The following is a 19,395-nucleotide window of genomic DNA, read 5'->3' as shown; positions in this document are numbered from 1 at the left end:
CAACCTTAGTTGTAGCGCCCTGCACATTGGTTCGTCTTGTTCAGTTTTCAAAGGTCTTTGTCGCTCTCGCGCGACAACTATATTAGTATATCACGACCATAAATACTTGTCAATATCTTTTTTCTATTTTTTTAATTTTTTTTGTTGTTTTTTTGATTTAAAAAAAGGAAATGCTGTTAAATCAGCATTCCCCAAGCTCTTTTATGATTTCTTCGAGATAAACCTCTTCTTGGTTTCCACGATCCATCAATCCTCTTTTTGATATTTTTAACAGATCTAACGAATATTGTTTAATTTTCACCAATTCACTTTCAGTTAACTGTTTTTTCGAATATTGCTTTCTTAATTCTTTCGGATTTTCTTTACTAAAATCAAAAACTATATTTTTAGCTAAATACTCGTCTAATTTTTTGATATTATGATGCAATCCGACATGAAATGCAATTGGTGCAAATGTTTTATTTAATGGTTGAGTACAAACACTTCTATATTCGATGGTTCCTCTTGTTGTTAAATCTTGAAAATGGTAGCTTCTATGATTCTTCAGGTCCTCTTCTTGCGGTTTTATTTCTTGTCTAGTTCTATCTAAGCGATAGGCTACTATTTTTTCTTTTGCGAGATAATCCTCTACTCTAATAGGCTCGAAATATAAGATTTCATTCTCACGATAAACATAAAACAAGGCTGTCTTCGCTAAATATTCTAGAAAGTCCTGTTCATTTATAAACGCTTTAGGATTTACACCAATATTTTCCTGATAATAGCCATGCATGGAATCTTCCCAGAAAATATCTCTTGAGATCTTCGTATCCCAGTCTTCTCCATCGAAAATGGAATTAGCAAACAGATATGCTTTTGCTGGCTCTACCTTATTCATCGCATTAATTATTTCCAAGTAATTCGTTCTTGAAACATCTAATTGTACTTGATTGCCACAAATAAAGGTTCCATAGTCTGGATAATGATGGAATCGATGGTTAGGATCTTGTCCAGACAGTTGTAAGAATTGAATCAGCATTTTATAACGATCAATTTTTACAGGTTGATTTTCATTTATTCTCCAATAAGGATGGATGCCTTTTCCTTCTATTTGATGCTGCCTCTCTCTTAAGAATGGTTGAATGATTCCTAAATAGTGTTGAAACCGTCTTTCGACTTCTTGGATGGTTTTAGTCTTTTCAAAAGCAAATTCAATGGTATTGTAAGATAACTCAAATACAATTTGATCTTTGTTTATTTTATGCTGTAACTGGACTGGGTTCCCATCTTCATCTTCTTTAATCGCAATAAACTTTTCAACTTCTTGCAGATGCTTAAAAAGAGCCTTTGTAACCAGTACATCCGTTTTATTCCCCATTGTATTTACGATTGGAAATTCGAGTTCAACCCCAATGTACTGCTCTGGATTATCTTTTAGCGAGGCAAGGTAACGCTTTGCCAATAATTGCTGGGCGAGTGCTTGTGATTTTTCTTTTACTGTCATAACTCTTCTATTATATCAAAAAAACGCCTGCTTACGAAATTGTTTTAAATTAAAGCAATTTCGTAAACAAGCGTCTACCATTTACCTCAATATGATGAGTGTTACCGCTAGGATAAATCCTAGCGGCAGACCAGAGCTAGACTAAGAAGAACCATTCAGTCCTTCCAACATCATAACACTCAACAAAATTGATGATTTTATACTAATTCGATAATTGCCATTGGCGCAGCATCCCCACGGCGTGGTTCAGTTTTAAGGATACGAGTATATCCACCATTGCGCTCAGCATAACGTGGTGCAAGTTCAGAGAACAATTTTTGAAGTGCAGTTGTTTCTGAATATTTACCAGTTTCTTCATCAAAGTTTTGTGATGCAACTTCGTTACGTACGTAAGCAGCTGCTTGACGACGTGCATGCAAGTCACCACGTTTACCTAAAGTAATCATTTTTTCAACTGATTTACGGATTTCTTTTGCACGTGCTTCAGTTGTTACGATTGCTTCATTGATGATAAGATCTGTAGTCAAATCACGAAGCATTGCTTTACGTTGTGAGCTAGTGCGTCCTAGTTTACGGTAAGCCATGTATTCCTCCTCTATTTATCGTTTTTTAGCCCAAGGCCTAAATCGGCAAGCTTAACTTTAACTTCTTCGAGACTCTTACGTCCAAGGTTACGAACCTTCATCATTTCTGGTTCAGATTTTTCTGTCAAATCATACACAGTATTGATACCGGCACGTTTCAAACAGTTATATGAACGAACAGAAAGATCCAATTCTTCGATGGTACGTTCTAGTACTCGATCATCTGATGCTGTATCTACTTCCTTCATAACATCTGTCGCAATCGCGATTTCTGTTAAGTTCGTAAAGAGGTTAAGGTGTTCTGTCAAAATACGAGCAGATAAACCTAAAGCATCTTCTGGAATAATTGTTCCATTTGTTAAGATTTCAAGGGTTAGTTTGTCAAAACCATCGTTGCTACCAACGCGAGCTGGTTCAACTTGGTAATTAACCTTTGTCACTGGCGTATAGATTGAATCTACAGCAAGTGTACCTACTGGTGCATCATCTTTTTTATTTTGATCAGCTGGAACATAACCACGACCGCTGTTTACAGTCAAAGTCGCTTTGAAGCTTGATCCTTCACCGATTGTGAAAAGATAATGATCAGGGTTTACAATTTCAATATCACTATCTGTAAGAATATCTCCAGCAGTCACTTCTGCAGGACCTTCTACATCAAGTTCAATAATCTTTTCGTCTTGGACGTAAGATTTTACAGCGATCCCTTTAACGTTAAGAATGATTTGCATAACGTCTTCACGGACACCTGGAACTGTATCAAATTCGTGCAATACACCTTCAATGTTAATTGAAGTAACAGCAGCACCTGGAAGTGAAGCTAATAATACGCGACGAAGAGAGTTCCCTAGTGTTGTACCATAACCACGTTCAAGTGGTTCTACTACAAATACACCGTAATCTTTATTTTCATCAATTTTTGTTATATTTGGTTTTTCAAACTCAATCATTTGCTATACTCCCTCTGAAACGAAAAGCTGTGTAATTGTTGATGATTATACACGGCGACGTTTTGGAGGACGAGCACCATTGTGTGGCACAGGAGTCACATCGCGGATTGCAGTAACTTCAAGACCAGCAGCAGCAAGAGCACGAATAGCAGACTCACGACCAGAACCAGGACCTTTAACAGTAACTTCTACTGATTTAAGACCATGTTCTTGAGCTGATTTTGCAGCAGCTTCTGAAGCCATTTGTGCAGCAAATGGTGTAGATTTACGAGAACCTTTGAAACCAAGAGCACCTGCAGATGACCATGCAATTGCGTTACCATGCACATCAGTAATCATAACAATTGTGTTATTAAATGTTGCGTGAATATGAGCAATACCTGATTCGATATTCTTTTTCACACGACGTTTACGTGTTGGTTTAGCCAAGATTTTTACCTCCTTATTTTATTTTCTTATTTTTTCTTACCAGCAATCGCAACAGCTTTACCTTTACGAGTGCGAGCATTGTTTTTAGTGTTTTGTCCACGAACAGGAAGTCCACGACGGTGACGGATACCACGGTATGAACCGATTTCCATCAAACGTTTAATGTTCAAGTTCACTTCACGACGAAGGTCACCTTCTACTTTAATTGCGTCAACTTCACGACGGATAGCATCTTCTTGATCTGGTGTAAGGTCGCGAACACGAATATCTTCAGAAACGCCTGCAGCAGCAAGAATTTTCTTAGATGTTGGAAGTCCGATACCGTATACATAAGTCAATGAAATTACTACACGTTTGTCATTTGGAATGTCAACTCCAGCAATACGAGCCATGTTTTCTCCTTTCTATCTTATCCTTGACGTTGTTTGTGTTTTGGATTTGCTGGGCAAATTACCATAACACGACCATTACGACGAATTACTTTACAGTATTCGCAAATTGGTTTGACCGATGGTCTTACTTTCATTTTTATCCCTCCAAGTTTTTCGATTATTTAAAGCGGTATGTGATACGTCCACGTGTCAAATCGTACGGACTCATCTCCACTGTAACACGATCTCCCGCTAAAATACGAATATAGTTTTTACGAATTTTACCAGAAACTGTTGCTAAAATCTGATGTCCATTTTCAAGTTCAACCGTAAACATAGCATTCGGCATCGTATCGACTACTTTGCCTTCTACTTCAATCACATCGTCTTTTGCCACGCAAAAGTACCTCCATAAATTTCGATTCATTCCTCTGAGCACAGAGGTAACAATTATAAGTCAGACTAATTCATTGTATCACTTGTTGTCAATTATTGCAAGTGACTAAAACGTTTTTATTTCAAATTCTCCAAGACTTTTTGGATATCTTTAAAGACGTCGTTAATGTCTTGATTTCCTTCGATATCATGGACTAACCCTTTTGCACGATAATGAGCAAGAATCGGCTCACCTTGAGCAATATTCACATCCAAGCGACGTTTAACCGTTTCTGGCTTATCGTCCTCACGTTGGTAATAGTCTTCTTCCTTGTAATCAGCTGGTGGATTGAATACCTTATGGTAGGTTTCACCTGTTTCACGGTGAATGATACGTCCACTCAAGCGTTCAAGAAGGCAAGATGGATCTACTTCGATGTTGATCACTCCCTCAAGTTCAAGACCAAGGTCGACCAAGATTTGATCCAAAGCATGTGCTTGTTCAATCGTGCGAGGGAAACCATCTAAGAGGAATCCTTTTTCTTTAATATCGTCTTGAGCCAAACGTTCTTTTACAATCCCGTTTGTCACATCATCTGGCACCAATTCACCTTTATCGATGAATGATTTTGCCAACACACCCATTTCGGTTTGATTGGCCATTGCAGCACGGAACATATCCCCAGTTGAGATATGTGCAACTTGAAATTGTTCTACAATCTTAGCCGCTTGTGTCCCCTTACCTGCTCCAGGCAATCCCATGATTAATAGATTCATAATCATTTGCTCCTTATTTTGTTTTTAAATAAGTCTGTTACGATCTAACAAACTTATTCAAAAACAAAATAGAAGGTTGACAATGTCAACCTAATTCTATTCTGTTGTATCCATGAAACCAATGTATTTGCGTTTCAATAAGTAACCTTCTAATTGTTTCATTCCTTCAATACCAGTTGAGATGATAATCAAGAGACTAGTTCCTCCAAGAGCAACTGTATCTGTCAAACCAAAGACATCCCGAGCAAGGATTGGAATAATGGTGATGAATCCAAGGAAGAGAGAACCAACCGTAGCCAACCGTCTAAGAAGACGTGACATGTAGTCTTCCGTTCCCTTACCAGGACGTACACCTGGAATGTAGGCACCACTCTTTTGTAGATTTTCCGCAGTTTTTTCTGGGTTAATCTGTACAAATGTGTAGAAGAAAGTAAACAAAATGATTAGCAAAGCATACATTGCTACACCTGTTGGTGTATTGGTCGCTAACATAGATTGTGCTGTTCGAACCCATCCAGCATTGTAACCCATGGCACTAATGACCTGGAAAATTGCTGCCGGTGCAGCTGTGATCGAACTAGCAAAGATGACAGGAATAACTCCAGCTGGGTTTACCTTCAATGGAAGATATGAGCTAGATGGTGCTCCTTGTGCAATTTTTGTGTATTGAATTGGAATTTTATACTGTGCTTGTTCCACAAAGGTTGTGAAGTAAACAATCACTAATACCGCTAAGATTAACACACCTATGAAAATTAGTGAATTAGTCAATTGTCCATGACGAACGTTAACAAATGAATCTTCGTAAACACCTTTGATCATCTCTGGAATTGAAGAAACAATCCCCGCAAAGATAATCATAGAAACACCATTCCCGTATCCTTTATCGGAAATTTGTTCTCCAAGCCAAGTGACAATCATTGAACCCGTCGTTAAAATCGCACCAATCAAGATGTAAGTTTCAACGTTCGGTGTGGATACCAATTTAGCTTGTGACAAAGTATGGAAAGTAGCTGTAATTCCAATGGATTGAACGAAAGCTAGAACCAAGGCAATATAGCGTGTTGCCTGATTCAACTTTCTCCGCCCAACTTCTCCTTGTTTCCCCCACTCAACAAATTTCGGAAGCAAATCCATTTGAAGGAGCTGAACTACGATGGAAGCCGTGATGTAAGGACTCACCCCGAGGGCGAAGACAGAGAAGTTTCTCATGGCATTCCCTGACACCAAGCTCATCATATTCAAGAAGGAAACATCTTGTAAGTTGTTAAGGATTTTCGCATTCACACCAGGAACCGTGATCGTGGTCCCGATTCGGAAGACAAGTATGATAAAAATAGTAAATAAAATTTTTGATCTTACTTGTTTAACCTTAAATGCATCTTTTAATAATTTAAAGAACATAGGTCACCCCTCTTAGATGACTTCTACTGAACCACCTTTAGCAGTGATAGCTTCTTCAGCTGATTTAGAGAATTTAGCTGCCTTAACAGACAATTTCTTAGTCAATTCTCCGTTACCAAGAATTTTAATTCCTGATTTTTCAGCTTTTACAATACCTGCTTCCACAAGTACTACTGGTGTTACTTCAGCACCATCTTCGAAGACGTTCAACTGATCAAGGTTCACAATAGCATATTCTTTAGCATTGATGTTTGTAAATCCACGTTTTGGAAGACGACGGAACAATGGAGTTTGTCCACCTTCAAAACCAAGACGTACACCGCCACCGCTACGAGCTTTTTGACCTTTTTGACCACGGCCAGAAGTTTTACCATTACCAGATGAAGTACCACGACCAACACGGTTGCGGACTTTACGTGAACCTGCAGCAGGTTGTAATTCATGAAGTTTCATTATTATTTTCTCCTCTTTTGTAAATTGCTAACGCTTGTAATCAGGAAAAGGTGTCCCGACTACAAACTCGCCTATACTTATATTTAGTTTTAGGGGATGAGAAATTTCTCATACCCCTGAAAACCTTGTTTCTATTTTTTAATAGATTATTTTACTTCTTCAACTGTTACCAAGTGAGATACTGCAGTGATCATACCACGTACTGCTGGGTTATCTTCTTTAATAACAGAGCTGTTCAATTTGCCAAGTCCAAGTGCTACAACAGTTTTACGTTGTGACGGGATGCGTCCGATTGGAGACTTAGTCAAAGTAATTTTAATTTGAGCCATTTGAATCTCCTTTCTTAAGCCAAGTCAGAAACTGAAATACCACGAAGGGCAGCAACTTCTTCAGCGCGTTTCAATTGAGCTAAACCTTCCACTGTTGCACGAACAATGTTGATTGGAGTGTTTGATCCAAGTGATTTAGATGTTACATCTGCAATACCTGCCAATTCAACAACGGCACGAACTGCACCACCTGCAGCAACCCCAGCCCCTTCGATAGCTGGTTTCAACAATACACGAGCTCCACCAAATACTGATGTTACTTCATGAGGAATTGTTGTTCCAACCATAGGAACTTCAATCAAGTTTTTCTTAGCATCTTCTACTGCTTTACGGATTGCTTCTGGTACTTCTTGAGCTTTACCTGTACCAAAACCAACACGTCCGTTACGGTCACCAACAACTACAAGAGCTGCAAAGCGAAGACGACGTCCACCTTTAACAACTTTTGTAACACGGTTGATGGCAACTACACGTTCTTCAAGTTCAACTGCATTGTCTTTAAATGCCATTTTCTAGTGTCCTCCTATTAGAATTTCAATCCGTTTTCACGAGCTGCATCAGCCAAAGCTTTAACACGTCCGTGATATAGATATCCACCGCGGTCGAACACCACTTCAGAAATACCTTTAGCAACTGCACGTTCAGCAACAAGTTTGCCGACAACAACGGCTTGTTCAGTTTTAGTTCCTTTTGAAACTTCTTTGTCAAGAGTTGAAGCGCTTGCGAGCGTTACACCCGCTACGTCATCAATTACTTGAGCGTAGATGCCTGTATTAGAACGGAATACGTTCAAACGTGGGCGATCAGCAGTTCCAGAGAGTTTTCCGCGAACGCGACGGTGGCGTTTTTGACGGATTTTATTTTTATCTGGTTTCGAAATCACAATTTTCACCTCTTAATTTTAAAATCATGTGCTAAGCACTGAGTTGGTAAGATGAAGATTGGTTGAAAAACAACCAAACTACATTATTTACCTGTTTTACCTTCTTTACGGCGAACGAATTCACCAACATAACGGATCCCTTTACCTTTGTAAGGTTCTGGTGAACGAAGGCTACGTACGTAAGCAGCTGTTTGCCCAACTACTTCTTTTGAAATTCCGCTAACAACGATTGTTGTTGGGTTTGGAAGTTCAAAAGTAATTCCTTCTGGAGCTTCAACTTCGTCTGGATGTGATTTACCAACAGCCAAAACAAGTTTTGATCCTTGAAGTTGTGCACGGTAACCAACCCCGCGCATTTCAAGTTCTTTCTTGAATCCTTCTGAAACACCAATTACCATGTTGTTCAAAAGGGCACGAGTAGTTCCGTGGATAGTTTTCATTTCTTTTGAATCGTTTGGACGGTGAAGAGTTACTTCAGTACCTTCCACACGGATTTCAATATCTTTTGAGAACTCACGAGTAAGTTCTCCTTTAGGTCCTTTTACAGTTACAACGTTGTCATTGTTAGTGAGTTCAACACCAGCAGGCAACACGATAACTTTATTACCAATACGTGACATGTTTTTATTCTCCTGTTAAATTGTCAGGCCTTTGAAGGCCAGTTTTCACGGGGTTAAATCATTATGATTTAAAAGTTAATGTTTAGGTCTCAATTTCTAAGTGAATCGAGGCATCGTCTCGCAGACATAACTTAGTGTTAGGCAAGAGACGATAACGAAGAGTGACAACGAAATTGGGAGCTAAATATTACCAAACGTAAGCGATAACTTCCCCACCAACGTTCTTTTGGCGTGCTTCTTTATCAGTAAGCAAACCTTCAGAAGTTGAAAGGATAGCAATTCCAAGTCCATTAAGAACTTTTGGAAGATCTTCACGTTTTTTGTAAACACGCAAACCTGGTTTAGAAACACGTTTCAAGTTTGTGATAACTTTTTCACCGTTTGCTCCGTATTTCAAGAACACGCGGATGATACCTTGTTTGTCATCTTCGATTACTTCAACGTTTTTTACAAAACCTTCGCGTTTAAGGATTTCAGCAATCCCTTTTTTGATGTTTGATGCAGGTACTTCAAGTACTTCGTGTTTTGCTTGGTTAGCGTTACGAATACGAGTTAGGAAGTCTGCGATTGGGTCAGTCATAACCATTTTATATTTCTCCTCTTACTAGTAGTTTGAATGTTTCACTTGCTAGTTAATGATTGAGCTAGGCTCAGAAAGTTTTGATACATACAAATGAGGATTTCTCATTTGAACACGAGCTACAATCTGGGCAAAAAAGATAGATTTGTCTTGGAGCATCGCTCCTGCATCAAATCTCCTATTTTTGCTGAGATTGTCACGCTCTTTGTATCATGCTATTACCAAGATGCTTTAGTGACACCAGGGATTTGTCCTTTGTATGCCAATTCACGGAAGCAAACACGGCAAAGTTTAAACTTGCGGTAAACTGAGTGTGGACGTCCACAACGTTCACAGCGAGTGTATGCTTGAGTAGAGAACTTCGCTGGGCGTTTGTTCTTAGCAATCATAGATTTTTTAGCCATTAGTTTTACCTCCTATATTATTTTGCAAACGGCATACCAAGGCCAGTAAGCAATGCACGTGATTCTTCGTCTGTGTTCGCAGTAGTTACGATTACGATATCCAAACCACGAGTTTTATCAACATCATCAAAGTTGATTTCTGGGAAGATCAATTGTTCTTTCACACCAAGTGTGTAGTTTCCGCGTCCGTCAAATGATTTTGTTGGAACACCATGGAAGTCACGAACACGTGGAAGTGAAACTGAAACCAATTTGTCCAAGAATTCGTACATACGTTCGCCACGAAGAGTTACTTTCGCACCGATCGCTACACCTTCACGAAGACGGAAGCCGGCGATTGATTTTTTAGCTTTTGTGATAAGTGGTTTTTGACCTGAGATCAATGCCAATTCTTCAGCAGCTTTCTCAAGGTTTTTAGCGTTAGAAACAGCATCTCCAACACCCATGTTCAAAACGATCTTATCAACTTTTGGCACTGCCATAACTGATGAGTAGTTAAATTGTTCAGTCAAAGCTGGAACTACTTCATTAAGGTATTTTTCTTTTAAACGATTAGCCATTATACTTCTCCTTTCCTTCGTGATTAGTCAAGCACTTCGCCTGATTTTTTGTTATAACGAACTTTTTTACCATCTACAAATTTGTAGCCAACACGTCCAGCAACACCGTTCTTGTCCAAGACTTGAACGTTTGATACATGGATTGGAGCTTCTTTTTCGATGATAGCACCTTGAGGGTTTTCGTTATTTGGACGTTGGTGTTTTTTAACAAGGTTTACACCTTCAACAACAACTTTATTTACTTTTGGAAGAGCAGCAACGACTTTAGCTTCAACACCTTTGTCTTTACCAGCAATTACACGAACTTTGTCGCCAGTTTTTACAAACATTTTATTCTCCTTTTATTCTTACGCCCGATGGGCACCCTGGCTAGTTAGCCAGGGGACTGTGTTTGTGATTTTTTAAATTAAAGTACTTCTGGAGCAAGTGATACGATCTTCATGAATCCACCGTCACGCAATTCGCGAGCGACTGGGCCAAAGATACGAGTTCCGCGAGGAGTTTTGTCTTCACGGATGATCACTGCAGCATTTTCGTCGAATTTGATGTATGAACCATCTTTACGACGAGCACCTGATTTAGTACGAACGATAACAGCTTTTACAACGTCACCTTTTTTAACCGCACCACCAGGAGTAGCTTGTTTTACAGATGCCACAATAACATCACCGATGTTTGCAAATTTACGTCCTGAACCACCAAGAACTTTGATAGTCAAGATTTCGCGAGCACCGCTGTTGTCTGCGACTTTCAAACGAGTTTCTGTTTGAATCATTTCAGTTTTCTCCTTTCAGGTTTGATTAGATGATAACCGCTTCTTCAACAACTTCTACAAGACGGAAGCGTTTTGTAGCTGAAAGCGGACGAGTTTCCATGATACGAACGATATCGCCTTCTTTGGCAACGTTGTTTTCATCATGAGCTTTGTATTTTTTAGAATAGTTGATACGTTTACCATAGACTGGGTGGTTACGTTTAGTTTCAACTACAACTGTGATTGTTTTGTCCATTTTGTCAGACACAACACGTCCTACAAGGACTTTACGATTATTGCGTTCCATTGAAATTCTCCTTCCCTAGTCTATTATTTAGCTTCTGATTGAACAGTTTTGATACGAGCGATTTGTTTTTTCACTTCTTTCAAACGTCCAGTTTGCTCCAATTGACCTGCAGCAGCTTGGAAACGAAGTTCAAACAATTCTTTTTTCAATTCATTTTCACGCTTCGCGAGTTCTTCTTGAGAAAGACCACGAAGTTCTTTAACAAATTCTTTTACTTCTGTAAGTTTCATGACCTCTCCTTATTTTGCTTCACGTTTTACGAATTTACATTTAACTGGCAATTTGTGGCTTGCAAGACGAAGCGCTTCGCGAGCGATCTCTTCAGATACACCAGCAACTTCAAACATTACTTTACCACGTTTAACTGGTGCTACCCAACCTTCAGGCGCCCCTTTACCAGATCCCATACGTACCCCGATAGCTTTAGCGGTGTATGATTTGTGTGGGAAGATCTTGATCCAAACCTTACCACCACGTTTCATGTAACGAGTCATGGCAATACGAGCAGCTTCGATTTGGCGGTTAGTGATCCAGTGGCTAGTTGTAGCTTGAAGACCGTATTCACCGAATGATACTTCTTTTCCACCTTTTGCTTCACCGCGCATTTTACCACGGAATTCGCGACGGTGTTTTACACGTTTAGGTACTAACATTGGTTATTTACCTCCTTTAGCGTCTTTACGAGCTGGAAGAACTTCACCACGGTAGATCCATACTTTAACACCAAGTTTACCGTAAGTTGTATCTGCTTCTTCCCAAGCGTAATCGATGTCTGCGCGTAGTGTGTGGAGTGGAACTGTACCTTCAGAGTATCCTTCAGCACGAGCGATATCTGCACCGTTCAAACGACCTGATACTTGAGTTTTGATTCCTTTAGCTCCAGCGCGCATAGTACGTTGGATCGCTTGTTTTTGAGCACGACGGAAAGCCACACGTTGCTCCAATTGACGAGCAATGCCTTCACCAACAAGGTGAGCATCCAAGTCAGGACGTTTGATCTCGATGATGTTGATGTGGACTTGTTTACCTGTCAATTTGTTAAGAGCTGCACGAAGTGCATCGACGTTCGCTCCACCTTTACCGATAACCATACCTGGTTTAGCAGTGTGAAGTGAAACGTTAACTTTGTTTACTGCGCGTTCGATTTCAATAGTAGAAACCGCTGCGTCAGCTAATTCTTTTTGAATAAATTTGCGGATTGCAAGATCTTCATGAAGGTAATCCGCGTATTCTTTTTCAGCATACCATTTGGCATCCCAATCACGGATGATGCCGACACGCATTCCAATTGGATGTACTTTTTGACCCACGATGTTACCTCCTTATTTTTCTGTCACAACCACTGTGATGTGGCTTGTGCGTTTGTTGATTGGTGAAGCTGAACCTTTCGCACGTGGACGGAAACGTTTCATTGTTGGTCCTTCGTTTGCGAATGCTTCAGATACTACCAAGTTTGCTTTTTCCAAACCAAAGTTGTTTTCAGCGTTTGCTACTGCTGAGTTCAACACTTTCAAGATGATTTCAGCTGCTTTGTTTGGAGTGAATTTCAAGATTGCTACTGCATCGGCTACGCTTTTACCACGGATGTTGTCAAGAACAAGACGTGATTTACGAGGTGAAACACGCACTGTACGAGCCATTGCTTTAGCTGAAGTAATTTCTGCCATTTATGTTCTCCTTATTTTCTACGTGTCTTCTTGTCATCTGCAGCGTGACCTTTGTAAGTACGAGTTGGTGCAAATTCACCAAGCTTGTGACCTACCATGTCTTCTTGGATGTAAACAGGTACGTGTTTACGTCCATCATAAACTGCGATAGTGTAACCAATGAAACTTGGGAAGATCGTTGAACGACGTGACCAAGTTTTGATAACTTTTTTCTTTTCGTCGTTAGCCTGAGCTTCAACTTTTTTCATCAAATGCTCATCGACGAAAGGTCCTTTTTTAAGACTGCGTCCCATTTTATTATTTTCTCCTTTAAATATAGTACCACAGCGGCTTGCGCTCACAAGGAGCGCTACCGAGCTGGCGGATCATCTAGCGCTTAAGCGACTAGTTCTAAATTATTTCTCGTTGCGACGACGAACGATAAGTTTGTCAGATTTCGCTTTCTTGTTACGAGTTTTAAGACCAAGAGCAGGTTTGCCCCATGGAGTAGATGGTGCTTTACGACCAACTGGTGCTTTACCTTCACCACCACCGTGTGGGTGATCATTCGGGTTCATTACAGAACCACGAACTGTTGGACGGATACCTTTCCAACGGCTACGACCAGCTTTACCAAGGTTTACAAGTCCATGTTGTTCGTTTCCGACAACACCAACTGTAGCACGACAAGTTCCAAGGATCATACGAACTTCGCCTGATTGAAGACGAACAAGAACATATTTACCTTCAGAACCCAATACTTGAGCAGAAGCTCCAGCAGCACGTACCAATTCTCCACCACGACCTGGTTTCAACTCGATGTTGTGGATCAAAGTACCAACTGGGATGTTAGCAAGTGGAAGAGCGTTTCCGACTTTGATATCTGCTTCTGGACCTGAAACGATACGTTGACCAACTTCAAGACCTTTTGGAGCGATGATGTATGCTTTCACACCGTCAGTGTAGTGTACCAAAGCGATGTTTGCAGAACGGTTTGGATCGTACTCAATTGTTTTTACAACTGCTTCAACGTTATCTTTGTTACGTTTGAAGTCGATCAAACGGTAATGACGTTTGTGTCCACCACCTTGGTGACGAACAGTGATACGTCCGTTGTTGTTACGACCTGCTTTGCTCTTCAATGAAACGAGCAAAGATTTCTCTGGTGTGCTTGTTGTGATTTCAGCGAAATCCAAAGAAGTCATATTACGGCGACCGTTTGTTGTTGGTTTATAAACACGAATTCCCACGATATTTCCTCCTTAGATTATTCAGCTTCAGTAGCGAACAACTCGATTGCTTTTGAATCAGCTGTAAGCGTGATGATAGCTTTTTTAGTTTTTGAAGTAAAACCAGTGTAACGTCCAACACGTTTAGCTTTTGGTTTTACATTTACAGTGTTCACATTCGCAACTTTTACACCTTCAAAGGCAGCTTCAACAGCTTGTTTGATCAAAAGTTTGTGAGCGCGAGTGTCAACTTCGAATACATATTTGCCTGCTTCAAGTTGAGCCATTGACTTTTCAGTGATAACAGGTTTTTTGATAACATCATACAAATTCATTATGCAAGAACCTCCTCGATTTTAGAGATAGCTGCTTGAGTAACAAGAAGTTTGTCACTATTTGCGATGTCAAGAACACTTGCAGTTGTAGCAGTCGCAACTTTCACGTTTGGAAGGTTACGAGCTGAAAGAGCTGCGAATTCGTTTCCTTCTTCAAGAATAACAAGGACTTTAGAATCGATGCTCAAAGCTGCAAGAACTTTTGCAAATTCAGCAGTTTTTGGAGCTGTAAATTCAAGAGAATCAACGGCTACAAATTTGTTTTCAGCAACTTTTTCTGAGTAAACAGATTTAAGCGCAAGGCGACGAACTTTTTGAGGAAGTTTGTACGCATAGCTACGTGGAGTTGGTCCGAAGACGATTCCACCACCACGCCATTGTGGAGAGCGGATAGAACCTTGACGAGCACGTCCAGTTCCTTTTTGACGCCATGGTTTGCGTCCGCCACCTGAAACGGCTGAGCGGTTTTTAACTGCGTGAGTTCCTTGACGAAGGCTAGCACGTTGGCTGATGATCACATCAAATACAACTGCTTGGTTTGGTTCGATACCAAAGATCGCATCGTTAAGAACAACTTCGCCCGCTTGTTTACCAGTTTGGTCGAATAATGTTACATTTGCCATTTTGACTGTATTCCCCTTTCCTTATTATTTACCAGCTTTAACTGCTGACTTGATAGTGATAAGAGATTTCTTAGCACCTGGTACGTTACCTTTGATAAGGATAACGTTCTTTTCTGGAACAACTTGTACAACTTCAAGGTTTTGAATAGTTACACGATCGCCACCCATGCGTCCTGCAAGGTTTTTACCTTTGAATACGCGGTTAGGTGCAACAGGTCCCATAGAACCTGGACGACGGTGGTAACGAGAACCGTGAGCCATAGGTCCACGTGATTGTCCGTGGCGTTTGATAACACCTTGGAAACCTTTACCTTTAGAAGTACCAGTTACATCAACAATGTCTCCAGCTTCGAAAGTGTCAACTGTGATTTCAGCACCAACTTCCAAGCCTTCAACGTTTTTGAATTCACGAATGAAGCGCTTAGGAGCCGTGTTAGCTTTTGCTACATGTCCTTTAGCAGGTTTGTTGCTCAATACTTCGCGTTTGTCATCGAAACCAACTTGGATAGCGTTGTAACCATCTGTTTCAACAGTTTTAACTTGAAGAACAACGTTTGGAGTTGCTTCGATAACTGTTACAGGGATCAATTCGCCAGCTTCAGTGAAGATTTGAGTCATTCCCACTTTTTTCCCTAAGATTCCTTTTGTCATGAGAAAATAGTTCCTTTTCTATAGTTTTTTTATTCAAAAAGTTTTTAACGAGCGTTTTTTATGCTCAAGGTATCAAGCTTTAGATTAAAGTTTGATTTCTACATTTACACCACTTGGAAGATCCAATTTCATCAAAGCGTCAACTGTTTTTTGAGTTGGGTTGATGATGTCGATCAAACGTTTGTGTGTACGCATTTCGAATTGTTCGCGAGAATCTTTATATTTGTGAGTCGCACGAATGATTGTGTAGAGGCTACGCTCAGTTGGAAGTGGGATTGGACCCGCAACTTGTGCACCTGTACGAGTAGCTGATTCTACGATTTTTGCAGCCGCTGTGTCAAGTGTACGGTGTTCGTACGCTTTCAAACGGATGCGGATTTTTTTGTTTGCCATCTTTTTCTCCTTTTCGTCTATTTAAGATAATAGGCTAGCTCCACAAGAAAACCGACGCGCGTTGCGTGGCAATGCAACCGAGCGTGTCGCAACCTCTTGCATCAAAGCTAATAGCTGTTTTTCACAGCACCATAGTAGTTTAACACAATGAAAGCCCCAATGCAAGGAATTTGAGCAGTTTTTTTCGTTTTTTTTGATGAAAGTGTTTTCGAAAGAAAAAGTGTGCTAAAAAAGTTGCTATTATATAGAAAAAAGGGAGCGAGACAGAACAAATTTATTTCCAAATTTGTTCGTCGTCTCGCTCCCGCACAGTTGATTAGGTTATCTTTGGAGCTTAACAAGTGAACAAAGATACCAATCAACCACTGCGTCTAGCAGTTATTCCTATTATTCTCAGATGGCTGTAATCTTTGTTCTTTCTATTTAGCTCTTCCTAGAAATTCCGTCCTGATTTGTTATAGCCATATTTTTCAACGAAATGCTCACGGAATTCTAAGAGATTGTCATCCATGATGGCTTGACGGACCTGCTTCATGAGGTTGATCAAGAAGTACAGGTTGTGGTAGCTGGTCAAGCGAATGCCGAAGGTCTCATCAGCCTTGAGGAGGTGGCGAAGATAAGCACGGGTGTAATTCTTACAAGTGTAGCAATCACACTCGTGGTCTAGCGGTGTAAAGTCTTCTGCAAATTGCGCATTTTTCACTACCAAACGTCCTTGACTAGTCATACAGGTGCCATTTCGCGCAATCCGCGTCGGCAAGACACAGTCAAACATGTCCACTCCACGAATAACGCCATCGATCAGACTGTCTGGAGCTCCTACTCCCATGAGATAGCGAGGCTTGTTCTCTGGTAAGAGCGGAGTTGTGAAATCCAGCACGGCATTCATCTCTTCATGGCTTTCCCCAACAGCTAACCCACCGATAGAATAACCTGGAAAGTCCATGCTGACCAAATCTTGAGCAGACTGACGGCGCAAGTCTTCAAATCCAGCCCCTTGGACAATCCCGAAAAGACCTTGATCATGAGGGCGACGATGAGCCTTCAGGCCACGTTCTGCCCAACGACTGGTCCGTTCGATTGATTTCTTCACATAATCATAGGGTTGATAGAACTGAGGACATTCATCGAAGGACATCATGATATCGCTCCCTAGATTATTTTGGATCGAGATGGCCTTTTCTGGGGAGAGGAACATCTTCGAACCATTGAGGTGGTTTTTAAAGGTTACCCCTTCTTCGGTGATATTGCGGGTATCCGCTAGTGAATAGACCTGGAAGCCTCCGCTATCTGTCAAAATGGGCTGGTCCCAGTTCATGAACTGGTGCAGTCCTCCTGCTTTTGCGACCAAGTCGTCCCCCGGACGAAGCCAGAGATGGTAGGTGTTGGCCAAAATAATTCCGGAACCCATTTCCTTGAGTTCTTCTGGCGATTGGGTCTTAACGGTTGCCTGAGTCCCTACAGGCATAAACATTGGAGTTGGGAAGGTCCCGTGGGGGGTGATAATTTCTCCCAGACGAGCTCCTGTATGCTTTTCTTTTTTGATTAATCGATATTGAATCGGTGAATCTGTCATGGTTACCTCCGTACTGGGAAAAACAGTCCCAGCCTTCTTATTCCTGTCACAGGATCTCCTGTGAGCACCTGTACGATTGTACCAAATTTTACCAGCTCTGTCACGGACTTGTGTTATAATAAAGGGTACTACTACCATGAAAGAGGACATTATGAATATCAAATTGGTTCGTGCTCAAGCTCGTCAGCTGCAATTGCAACATCCCAAAGTCTTCTCCTACTTTGCCTTGCCAACTTTCCTGACAATCCTTGCAAGTTACATGTTGACAGGGACAGACATCACTGAAACACTTGCTCACATGGAACTTAGAGAAGGGATGCTCTTTCTTCTAAGTCGGCAAATTTTCCCTGCGATTATTGGGTTTATCCTTTCTTTTCTCTATTTAGGGGCAACTTTTCGCTTTTTGATTTCTGCCTCTAGCAAGGGAGAAAAGAACTTTGGTATCTTCACCATCTTTCAGAGCCAGTATTTTACACCTGCGTTTTTGACGCTATTCATTAAGCAAGTTATCCTGTCTTTGTGGGGGAGCCTCCTCTATGTGAGTCAACTTCTCTTAACGGTGGTCAGCTATCACGTTCTCGCTATCAATGAATCCTCCTCCACTACGTCTACCCTTAGAGCGGATACTCCAGAAGTTCAAGCAATTCTTAAGTTAGCTCCAACGATGACGACCGGCCTCTTAATGGCTCTGGTTGGGCTCCTACTCTTCCTCCCTTTTTATTACCAGTATAGTTTGGTCGAATTGATCCTATATAGTCGACTGATGACAGGAACCTATGACGGTCCCATGTCTATCCTCCGCCAAAGTAAGGAAGAGATGAAAGGTTTTAAGAGCCACCGCCTTGTTCTTGATTTGAGTCTGCTCGGTTGGCAAATTCTATCTTTTTTCACTTTAGGAATGGCGAATTTTTATGTTAAACCTTATGCAACCAGTTGCCAAATCATCTTCTACCATACCCTCCTTCAAAAACGGATGCAGGCGGACAGTCGCTTCCAGCAAAAAGCGCCGGATCTACCAAAGTCTAATCCACTTGATTAACAAAGAAAACAAGAAAACCCACCTTCGATTGGAGTTCATTCCTCCACATCGCTAGGTGGGTTCTTTTTTCTCTGTTAGGGAAATCCGTCTGTATTTATTTCATCTCTCGTATCAATTTAATCACTGGATGAAAGACGCGAGGTTCTGGGATAAATCAAAGGCTATCCTTCTCCTAAGATCAAACGAGTGTGCTCGCGTTTGATACAGCGGTTCATGACGATATCTTCTCGTCCAGCTCCACGAAGGATTTCTTCTGCTTCTTGATTTTCCAGCTCTAGTTGCACCCAGAAAATCTTCGCATCCGACTCGATAAAGTCACGCGCTACATCTGGCAAAAACTCACTGCGACGGTAAACATCGACGATATCTACTGGGAAAGGAATTTCCTGCAGGCTAGCGTACACCCTTTCTCCAAGGATTTGGCCACCGGCTGCACGAGGATTAACGGGAATAATCCGGTAGCCCCGCTCTTGCATCTCCTTGCTGACACGATGACTGGTTGTGTCTTCACGATCAGATAATCCAACTACAGCGATGATCTTGCTGGTTTCTAGGTAATGTTTGATAATGCCATCACTAGGATTGCGAAATGAATAAGCCATATGAATCTCCTTTTGTATGCGTTTCCTTTCTTTAAATA

Annotated in this window: 33 protein-coding genes; 1 reads left to right on the top strand and 32 read right to left on the bottom strand. The window is 40.9% G+C overall.

Annotated features, from left to right (window positions below):
• Positions 1 to 181: 181 nt before the first annotated feature.
• From AC3E6G_RS09395 to tgt, 31 genes are all read right to left on the bottom strand, one after another.
• Positions 182 to 1,483, bottom strand: coding sequence for a glutamate-cysteine ligase family protein (locus AC3E6G_RS09395; protein ID WP_195550486.1), 1,302 nt, complete (start codon positions 1,481 to 1,483; stop codon positions 182 to 184).
• A 197-nt stretch (positions 1,484 to 1,680) separates the two neighbouring features.
• On the bottom strand, positions 1,681 to 2,067 hold the full coding sequence (gene rplQ, locus AC3E6G_RS09390) for a 50S ribosomal protein L17 (RefSeq protein WP_006595176.1): 387 nt from the start codon (positions 2,065 to 2,067) through the stop codon (positions 1,681 to 1,683).
• A gap of 11 nt (positions 2,068 to 2,078) precedes the next feature.
• Positions 2,079 to 3,017 (bottom strand): DNA-directed RNA polymerase subunit alpha, encoded by a 939-nt coding sequence (locus AC3E6G_RS09385; RefSeq protein ID WP_006595177.1) that lies wholly within the window; start codon positions 3,015 to 3,017, stop codon positions 2,079 to 2,081.
• Between the two features lie 45 nt (positions 3,018 to 3,062).
• Entirely contained in the window at positions 3,063 to 3,446 is a 384-nt protein-coding gene (gene rpsK / locus AC3E6G_RS09380) for a 30S ribosomal protein S11 (RefSeq protein ID WP_001118385.1), read from the bottom strand.
• A 26-nt stretch (positions 3,447 to 3,472) separates the two neighbouring features.
• Positions 3,473 to 3,838 carry a 30S ribosomal protein S13 gene (gene rpsM, locus AC3E6G_RS09375; protein WP_003009631.1) on the bottom strand — a complete coding sequence of 122 codons (366 nt, stop codon included), beginning with the start codon at positions 3,836 to 3,838 and terminating at the stop codon, positions 3,473 to 3,475.
• 17 nt (positions 3,839 to 3,855) lie between these two features.
• A complete protein-coding gene (gene rpmJ / locus AC3E6G_RS09370; RefSeq protein WP_001808836.1) occupies positions 3,856 to 3,972 on the bottom strand; it encodes a 50S ribosomal protein L36 in 117 nt (38 codons plus the stop codon).
• A 23-nt stretch (positions 3,973 to 3,995) separates the two neighbouring features.
• Positions 3,996 to 4,214 (bottom strand): translation initiation factor IF-1, encoded by a 219-nt coding sequence (infA, locus tag AC3E6G_RS09365; protein ID WP_001029883.1) that lies wholly within the window; start codon positions 4,212 to 4,214, stop codon positions 3,996 to 3,998.
• A 116-nt stretch (positions 4,215 to 4,330) separates the two neighbouring features.
• Positions 4,331 to 4,969: an adenylate kinase gene (locus tag AC3E6G_RS09360; RefSeq protein ID WP_006597039.1), complete on the bottom strand. Its 639-nt coding sequence runs from the start codon at positions 4,967 to 4,969 to the stop codon at positions 4,331 to 4,333.
• Between the two features lie 96 nt (positions 4,970 to 5,065).
• Positions 5,066 to 6,373: a preprotein translocase subunit SecY gene (secY, locus tag AC3E6G_RS09355; RefSeq protein WP_048690557.1), complete on the bottom strand. Its 1,308-nt coding sequence runs from the start codon at positions 6,371 to 6,373 to the stop codon at positions 5,066 to 5,068.
• Between the two features lie 12 nt (positions 6,374 to 6,385).
• The gene (gene rplO / locus AC3E6G_RS09350; RefSeq protein WP_006595181.1) at positions 6,386 to 6,826 is read right to left on the bottom strand and encodes a 50S ribosomal protein L15; all 441 of its coding nucleotides are present in this window, start codon (positions 6,824 to 6,826) and stop codon (positions 6,386 to 6,388) included.
• A gap of 146 nt (positions 6,827 to 6,972) precedes the next feature.
• Entirely contained in the window at positions 6,973 to 7,155 is a 183-nt protein-coding gene (gene rpmD, locus AC3E6G_RS09345) for a 50S ribosomal protein L30 (RefSeq protein WP_002894509.1), read from the bottom strand.
• Between the two features lie 14 nt (positions 7,156 to 7,169).
• Entirely contained in the window at positions 7,170 to 7,664 is a 495-nt protein-coding gene (rpsE, locus tag AC3E6G_RS09340) for a 30S ribosomal protein S5 (RefSeq protein ID WP_006595182.1), read from the bottom strand.
• A 17-nt stretch (positions 7,665 to 7,681) separates the two neighbouring features.
• On the bottom strand, positions 7,682 to 8,038 hold the full coding sequence (rplR, locus tag AC3E6G_RS09335; RefSeq protein ID WP_003010871.1) for a 50S ribosomal protein L18: 357 nt from the start codon (positions 8,036 to 8,038) through the stop codon (positions 7,682 to 7,684).
• Positions 8,039 to 8,121: 83 nt separating this feature from the next.
• Positions 8,122 to 8,658: a 50S ribosomal protein L6 gene (rplF, locus tag AC3E6G_RS09330; protein WP_004269753.1), complete on the bottom strand. Its 537-nt coding sequence runs from the start codon at positions 8,656 to 8,658 to the stop codon at positions 8,122 to 8,124.
• A gap of 187 nt (positions 8,659 to 8,845) precedes the next feature.
• Positions 8,846 to 9,244, bottom strand: a complete 399-nt coding sequence (gene rpsH, locus AC3E6G_RS09325; RefSeq protein WP_006595183.1) for a 30S ribosomal protein S8 — start codon at positions 9,242 to 9,244, stop codon at positions 8,846 to 8,848.
• Positions 9,245 to 9,456: 212 nt separating this feature from the next.
• The gene (locus AC3E6G_RS09320) at positions 9,457 to 9,642 is read right to left on the bottom strand and encodes a type Z 30S ribosomal protein S14 (RefSeq protein WP_001085699.1); all 186 of its coding nucleotides are present in this window, start codon (positions 9,640 to 9,642) and stop codon (positions 9,457 to 9,459) included.
• A gap of 17 nt (positions 9,643 to 9,659) precedes the next feature.
• Entirely contained in the window at positions 9,660 to 10,202 is a 543-nt protein-coding gene (gene rplE / locus AC3E6G_RS09315) for a 50S ribosomal protein L5 (RefSeq protein ID WP_006595184.1), read from the bottom strand.
• Positions 10,203 to 10,225: 23 nt separating this feature from the next.
• Positions 10,226 to 10,531: a 50S ribosomal protein L24 gene (gene rplX, locus AC3E6G_RS09310; protein WP_006595185.1), complete on the bottom strand. Its 306-nt coding sequence runs from the start codon at positions 10,529 to 10,531 to the stop codon at positions 10,226 to 10,228.
• Between the two features lie 77 nt (positions 10,532 to 10,608).
• Entirely contained in the window at positions 10,609 to 10,977 is a 369-nt protein-coding gene (rplN, locus tag AC3E6G_RS09305; protein ID WP_002894494.1) for a 50S ribosomal protein L14, read from the bottom strand.
• A gap of 25 nt (positions 10,978 to 11,002) precedes the next feature.
• On the bottom strand, positions 11,003 to 11,263 hold the full coding sequence (rpsQ, locus tag AC3E6G_RS09300; protein ID WP_000440801.1) for a 30S ribosomal protein S17: 261 nt from the start codon (positions 11,261 to 11,263) through the stop codon (positions 11,003 to 11,005).
• A 23-nt stretch (positions 11,264 to 11,286) separates the two neighbouring features.
• The gene (gene rpmC, locus AC3E6G_RS09295; RefSeq protein WP_003002350.1) at positions 11,287 to 11,493 is read right to left on the bottom strand and encodes a 50S ribosomal protein L29; all 207 of its coding nucleotides are present in this window, start codon (positions 11,491 to 11,493) and stop codon (positions 11,287 to 11,289) included.
• Between the two features lie 9 nt (positions 11,494 to 11,502).
• Complete coding sequence (gene rplP, locus AC3E6G_RS09290) at positions 11,503 to 11,916, bottom strand: 50S ribosomal protein L16 (RefSeq protein WP_023024998.1); 414 nt, start codon at positions 11,914 to 11,916, stop codon at positions 11,503 to 11,505.
• A 3-nt stretch (positions 11,917 to 11,919) separates the two neighbouring features.
• A complete protein-coding gene (gene rpsC, locus AC3E6G_RS09285) occupies positions 11,920 to 12,573 on the bottom strand; it encodes a 30S ribosomal protein S3 (RefSeq protein ID WP_006595187.1) in 654 nt (217 codons plus the stop codon).
• A gap of 12 nt (positions 12,574 to 12,585) precedes the next feature.
• On the bottom strand, positions 12,586 to 12,930 hold the full coding sequence (gene rplV, locus AC3E6G_RS09280; protein ID WP_006595188.1) for a 50S ribosomal protein L22: 345 nt from the start codon (positions 12,928 to 12,930) through the stop codon (positions 12,586 to 12,588).
• An 11-nt stretch (positions 12,931 to 12,941) separates the two neighbouring features.
• Positions 12,942 to 13,223, bottom strand: coding sequence for a 30S ribosomal protein S19 (rpsS, locus tag AC3E6G_RS09275; protein WP_000533766.1), 282 nt, complete (start codon positions 13,221 to 13,223; stop codon positions 12,942 to 12,944).
• A 102-nt stretch (positions 13,224 to 13,325) separates the two neighbouring features.
• Positions 13,326 to 14,159, bottom strand: coding sequence for a 50S ribosomal protein L2 (rplB, locus tag AC3E6G_RS09270; protein ID WP_006595189.1), 834 nt, complete (start codon positions 14,157 to 14,159; stop codon positions 13,326 to 13,328).
• Positions 14,160 to 14,176: 17 nt separating this feature from the next.
• Positions 14,177 to 14,473 (bottom strand): 50S ribosomal protein L23, encoded by a 297-nt coding sequence (locus AC3E6G_RS09265; protein ID WP_006595190.1) that lies wholly within the window; start codon positions 14,471 to 14,473, stop codon positions 14,177 to 14,179.
• Positions 14,473 to 15,096: a 50S ribosomal protein L4 gene (gene rplD / locus AC3E6G_RS09260; protein ID WP_003009591.1), complete on the bottom strand. Its 624-nt coding sequence runs from the start codon at positions 15,094 to 15,096 to the stop codon at positions 14,473 to 14,475. Before rplD ends, AC3E6G_RS09265 begins: the two co-directional genes overlap by 1 nt.
• Before the next feature lie 24 nt (positions 15,097 to 15,120).
• Complete coding sequence (gene rplC / locus AC3E6G_RS09255; RefSeq protein WP_003010846.1) at positions 15,121 to 15,747, bottom strand: 50S ribosomal protein L3; 627 nt, start codon at positions 15,745 to 15,747, stop codon at positions 15,121 to 15,123.
• An 84-nt stretch (positions 15,748 to 15,831) separates the two neighbouring features.
• The gene (gene rpsJ, locus AC3E6G_RS09250; protein ID WP_003009585.1) at positions 15,832 to 16,140 is read right to left on the bottom strand and encodes a 30S ribosomal protein S10; all 309 of its coding nucleotides are present in this window, start codon (positions 16,138 to 16,140) and stop codon (positions 15,832 to 15,834) included.
• Between the two features lie 433 nt (positions 16,141 to 16,573).
• On the bottom strand, positions 16,574 to 17,716 hold the full coding sequence (gene tgt, locus AC3E6G_RS09245) for a tRNA guanosine(34) transglycosylase Tgt (RefSeq protein WP_006597058.1): 1,143 nt from the start codon (positions 17,714 to 17,716) through the stop codon (positions 16,574 to 16,576).
• A gap of 151 nt (positions 17,717 to 17,867) precedes the next feature.
• On the opposite strand from tgt, the gene AC3E6G_RS09240 reads away from it, so the two are divergent.
• Positions 17,868 to 18,755 carry a DUF975 family protein gene (locus AC3E6G_RS09240; protein WP_229099959.1) on the top strand — a complete coding sequence of 296 codons (888 nt, stop codon included), beginning with the start codon at positions 17,868 to 17,870 and terminating at the stop codon, positions 18,753 to 18,755.
• A gap of 161 nt (positions 18,756 to 18,916) precedes the next feature.
• On the opposite strand, the gene AC3E6G_RS09235 is transcribed toward AC3E6G_RS09240, so the two are convergent.
• On the bottom strand, positions 18,917 to 19,357 hold the full coding sequence (locus tag AC3E6G_RS09235) for a CoA-binding protein (RefSeq protein WP_490700855.1): 441 nt from the start codon (positions 19,355 to 19,357) through the stop codon (positions 18,917 to 18,919).
• Positions 19,358 to 19,395: the final 38 nt, after the last annotated feature.

The sequence above is a fragment of the Streptococcus sp. SCPM-O-B-23252 (M501) genome (assembly GCF_058200355.1).
Note: the sequence above shows the minus strand (reverse complement) of the source record. Positions and strands in the feature narration are given on the sequence as shown.

Bases quoted from the DNA above. Each gene is read 5' to 3' on its own strand.
- AC3E6G_RS09395 (WP_195550486.1), bottom strand. From the start codon at position 1,483: ATGACAGTAAAAGAAAAATCACAAGCACTCGCCCAGCAATTATTGGCA.
- rplQ (WP_006595176.1), bottom strand. From the start codon at position 2,067: ATGGCTTACCGTAAACTAGGACGCACTAGCTCACAACGTAAAGCAATG.
- AC3E6G_RS09385 (WP_006595177.1), bottom strand. From the start codon at position 3,017: ATGATTGAGTTTGAAAAACCAAATATAACAAAAATTGATGAAAATAAA.
- rpsM (WP_003009631.1), bottom strand. From the start codon at position 3,838: ATGGCTCGTATTGCTGGAGTTGACATTCCAAATGACAAACGTGTAGTA.
- rpmJ (WP_001808836.1), bottom strand. From the start codon at position 3,972: ATGAAAGTAAGACCATCGGTCAAACCAATTTGCGAATACTGTAAAGTA.
- AC3E6G_RS09360 (WP_006597039.1), bottom strand. From the start codon at position 4,969: ATGAATCTATTAATCATGGGATTGCCTGGAGCAGGTAAGGGGACACAA.
- secY (WP_048690557.1), bottom strand. From the start codon at position 6,373: ATGTTCTTTAAATTATTAAAAGATGCATTTAAGGTTAAACAAGTAAGA.
- rplO (WP_006595181.1), bottom strand. From the start codon at position 6,826: ATGAAACTTCATGAATTACAACCTGCTGCAGGTTCACGTAAAGTCCGC.
- rpmD (WP_002894509.1), bottom strand. From the start codon at position 7,155: ATGGCTCAAATTAAAATTACTTTGACTAAGTCTCCAATCGGACGCATC.
- rpsE (WP_006595182.1), bottom strand. From the start codon at position 7,664: ATGGCATTTAAAGACAATGCAGTTGAACTTGAAGAACGTGTAGTTGCC.
- rplF (WP_004269753.1), bottom strand. From the start codon at position 8,658: ATGTCACGTATTGGTAATAAAGTTATCGTGTTGCCTGCTGGTGTTGAA.
- rpsH (WP_006595183.1), bottom strand. From the start codon at position 9,244: ATGGTTATGACTGACCCAATCGCAGACTTCCTAACTCGTATTCGTAAC.
- AC3E6G_RS09320 (WP_001085699.1), bottom strand. From the start codon at position 9,642: ATGGCTAAAAAATCTATGATTGCTAAGAACAAACGCCCAGCGAAGTTC.
- rplE (WP_006595184.1), bottom strand. From the start codon at position 10,202: ATGGCTAATCGTTTAAAAGAAAAATACCTTAATGAAGTAGTTCCAGCT.
- rplX (WP_006595185.1), bottom strand. From the start codon at position 10,531: ATGTTTGTAAAAACTGGCGACAAAGTTCGTGTAATTGCTGGTAAAGAC.
- rplN (WP_002894494.1), bottom strand. From the start codon at position 10,977: ATGATTCAAACAGAAACTCGTTTGAAAGTCGCAGACAACAGCGGTGCT.
- rpsQ (WP_000440801.1), bottom strand. From the start codon at position 11,263: ATGGAACGCAATAATCGTAAAGTCCTTGTAGGACGTGTTGTGTCTGAC.
- rpmC (WP_003002350.1), bottom strand. From the start codon at position 11,493: ATGAAACTTACAGAAGTAAAAGAATTTGTTAAAGAACTTCGTGGTCTT.
- rplP (WP_023024998.1), bottom strand. From the start codon at position 11,916: ATGTTAGTACCTAAACGTGTAAAACACCGTCGCGAATTCCGTGGTAAA.
- rplV (WP_006595188.1), bottom strand. From the start codon at position 12,930: ATGGCAGAAATTACTTCAGCTAAAGCAATGGCTCGTACAGTGCGTGTT.
- rpsS (WP_000533766.1), bottom strand. From the start codon at position 13,223: ATGGGACGCAGTCTTAAAAAAGGACCTTTCGTCGATGAGCATTTGATG.
- AC3E6G_RS09265 (WP_006595190.1), bottom strand. From the start codon at position 14,473: ATGAATTTGTATGATGTTATCAAAAAACCTGTTATCACTGAAAAGTCA.
- rplD (WP_003009591.1), bottom strand. From the start codon at position 15,096: ATGGCAAATGTAACATTATTCGACCAAACTGGTAAACAAGCGGGCGAA.
- rplC (WP_003010846.1), bottom strand. From the start codon at position 15,747: ATGACAAAAGGAATCTTAGGGAAAAAAGTGGGAATGACTCAAATCTTC.
- rpsJ (WP_003009585.1), bottom strand. From the start codon at position 16,140: ATGGCAAACAAAAAAATCCGCATCCGTTTGAAAGCGTACGAACACCGT.
- tgt (WP_006597058.1), bottom strand. From the start codon at position 17,716: ATGACAGATTCACCGATTCAATATCGATTAATCAAAAAAGAAAAGCAT.
- AC3E6G_RS09240 (WP_229099959.1), top strand. From the start codon at position 17,868: ATGAATATCAAATTGGTTCGTGCTCAAGCTCGTCAGCTGCAATTGCAA.
- AC3E6G_RS09235 (WP_490700855.1), bottom strand. From the start codon at position 19,357: ATGGCTTATTCATTTCGCAATCCTAGTGATGGCATTATCAAACATTAC.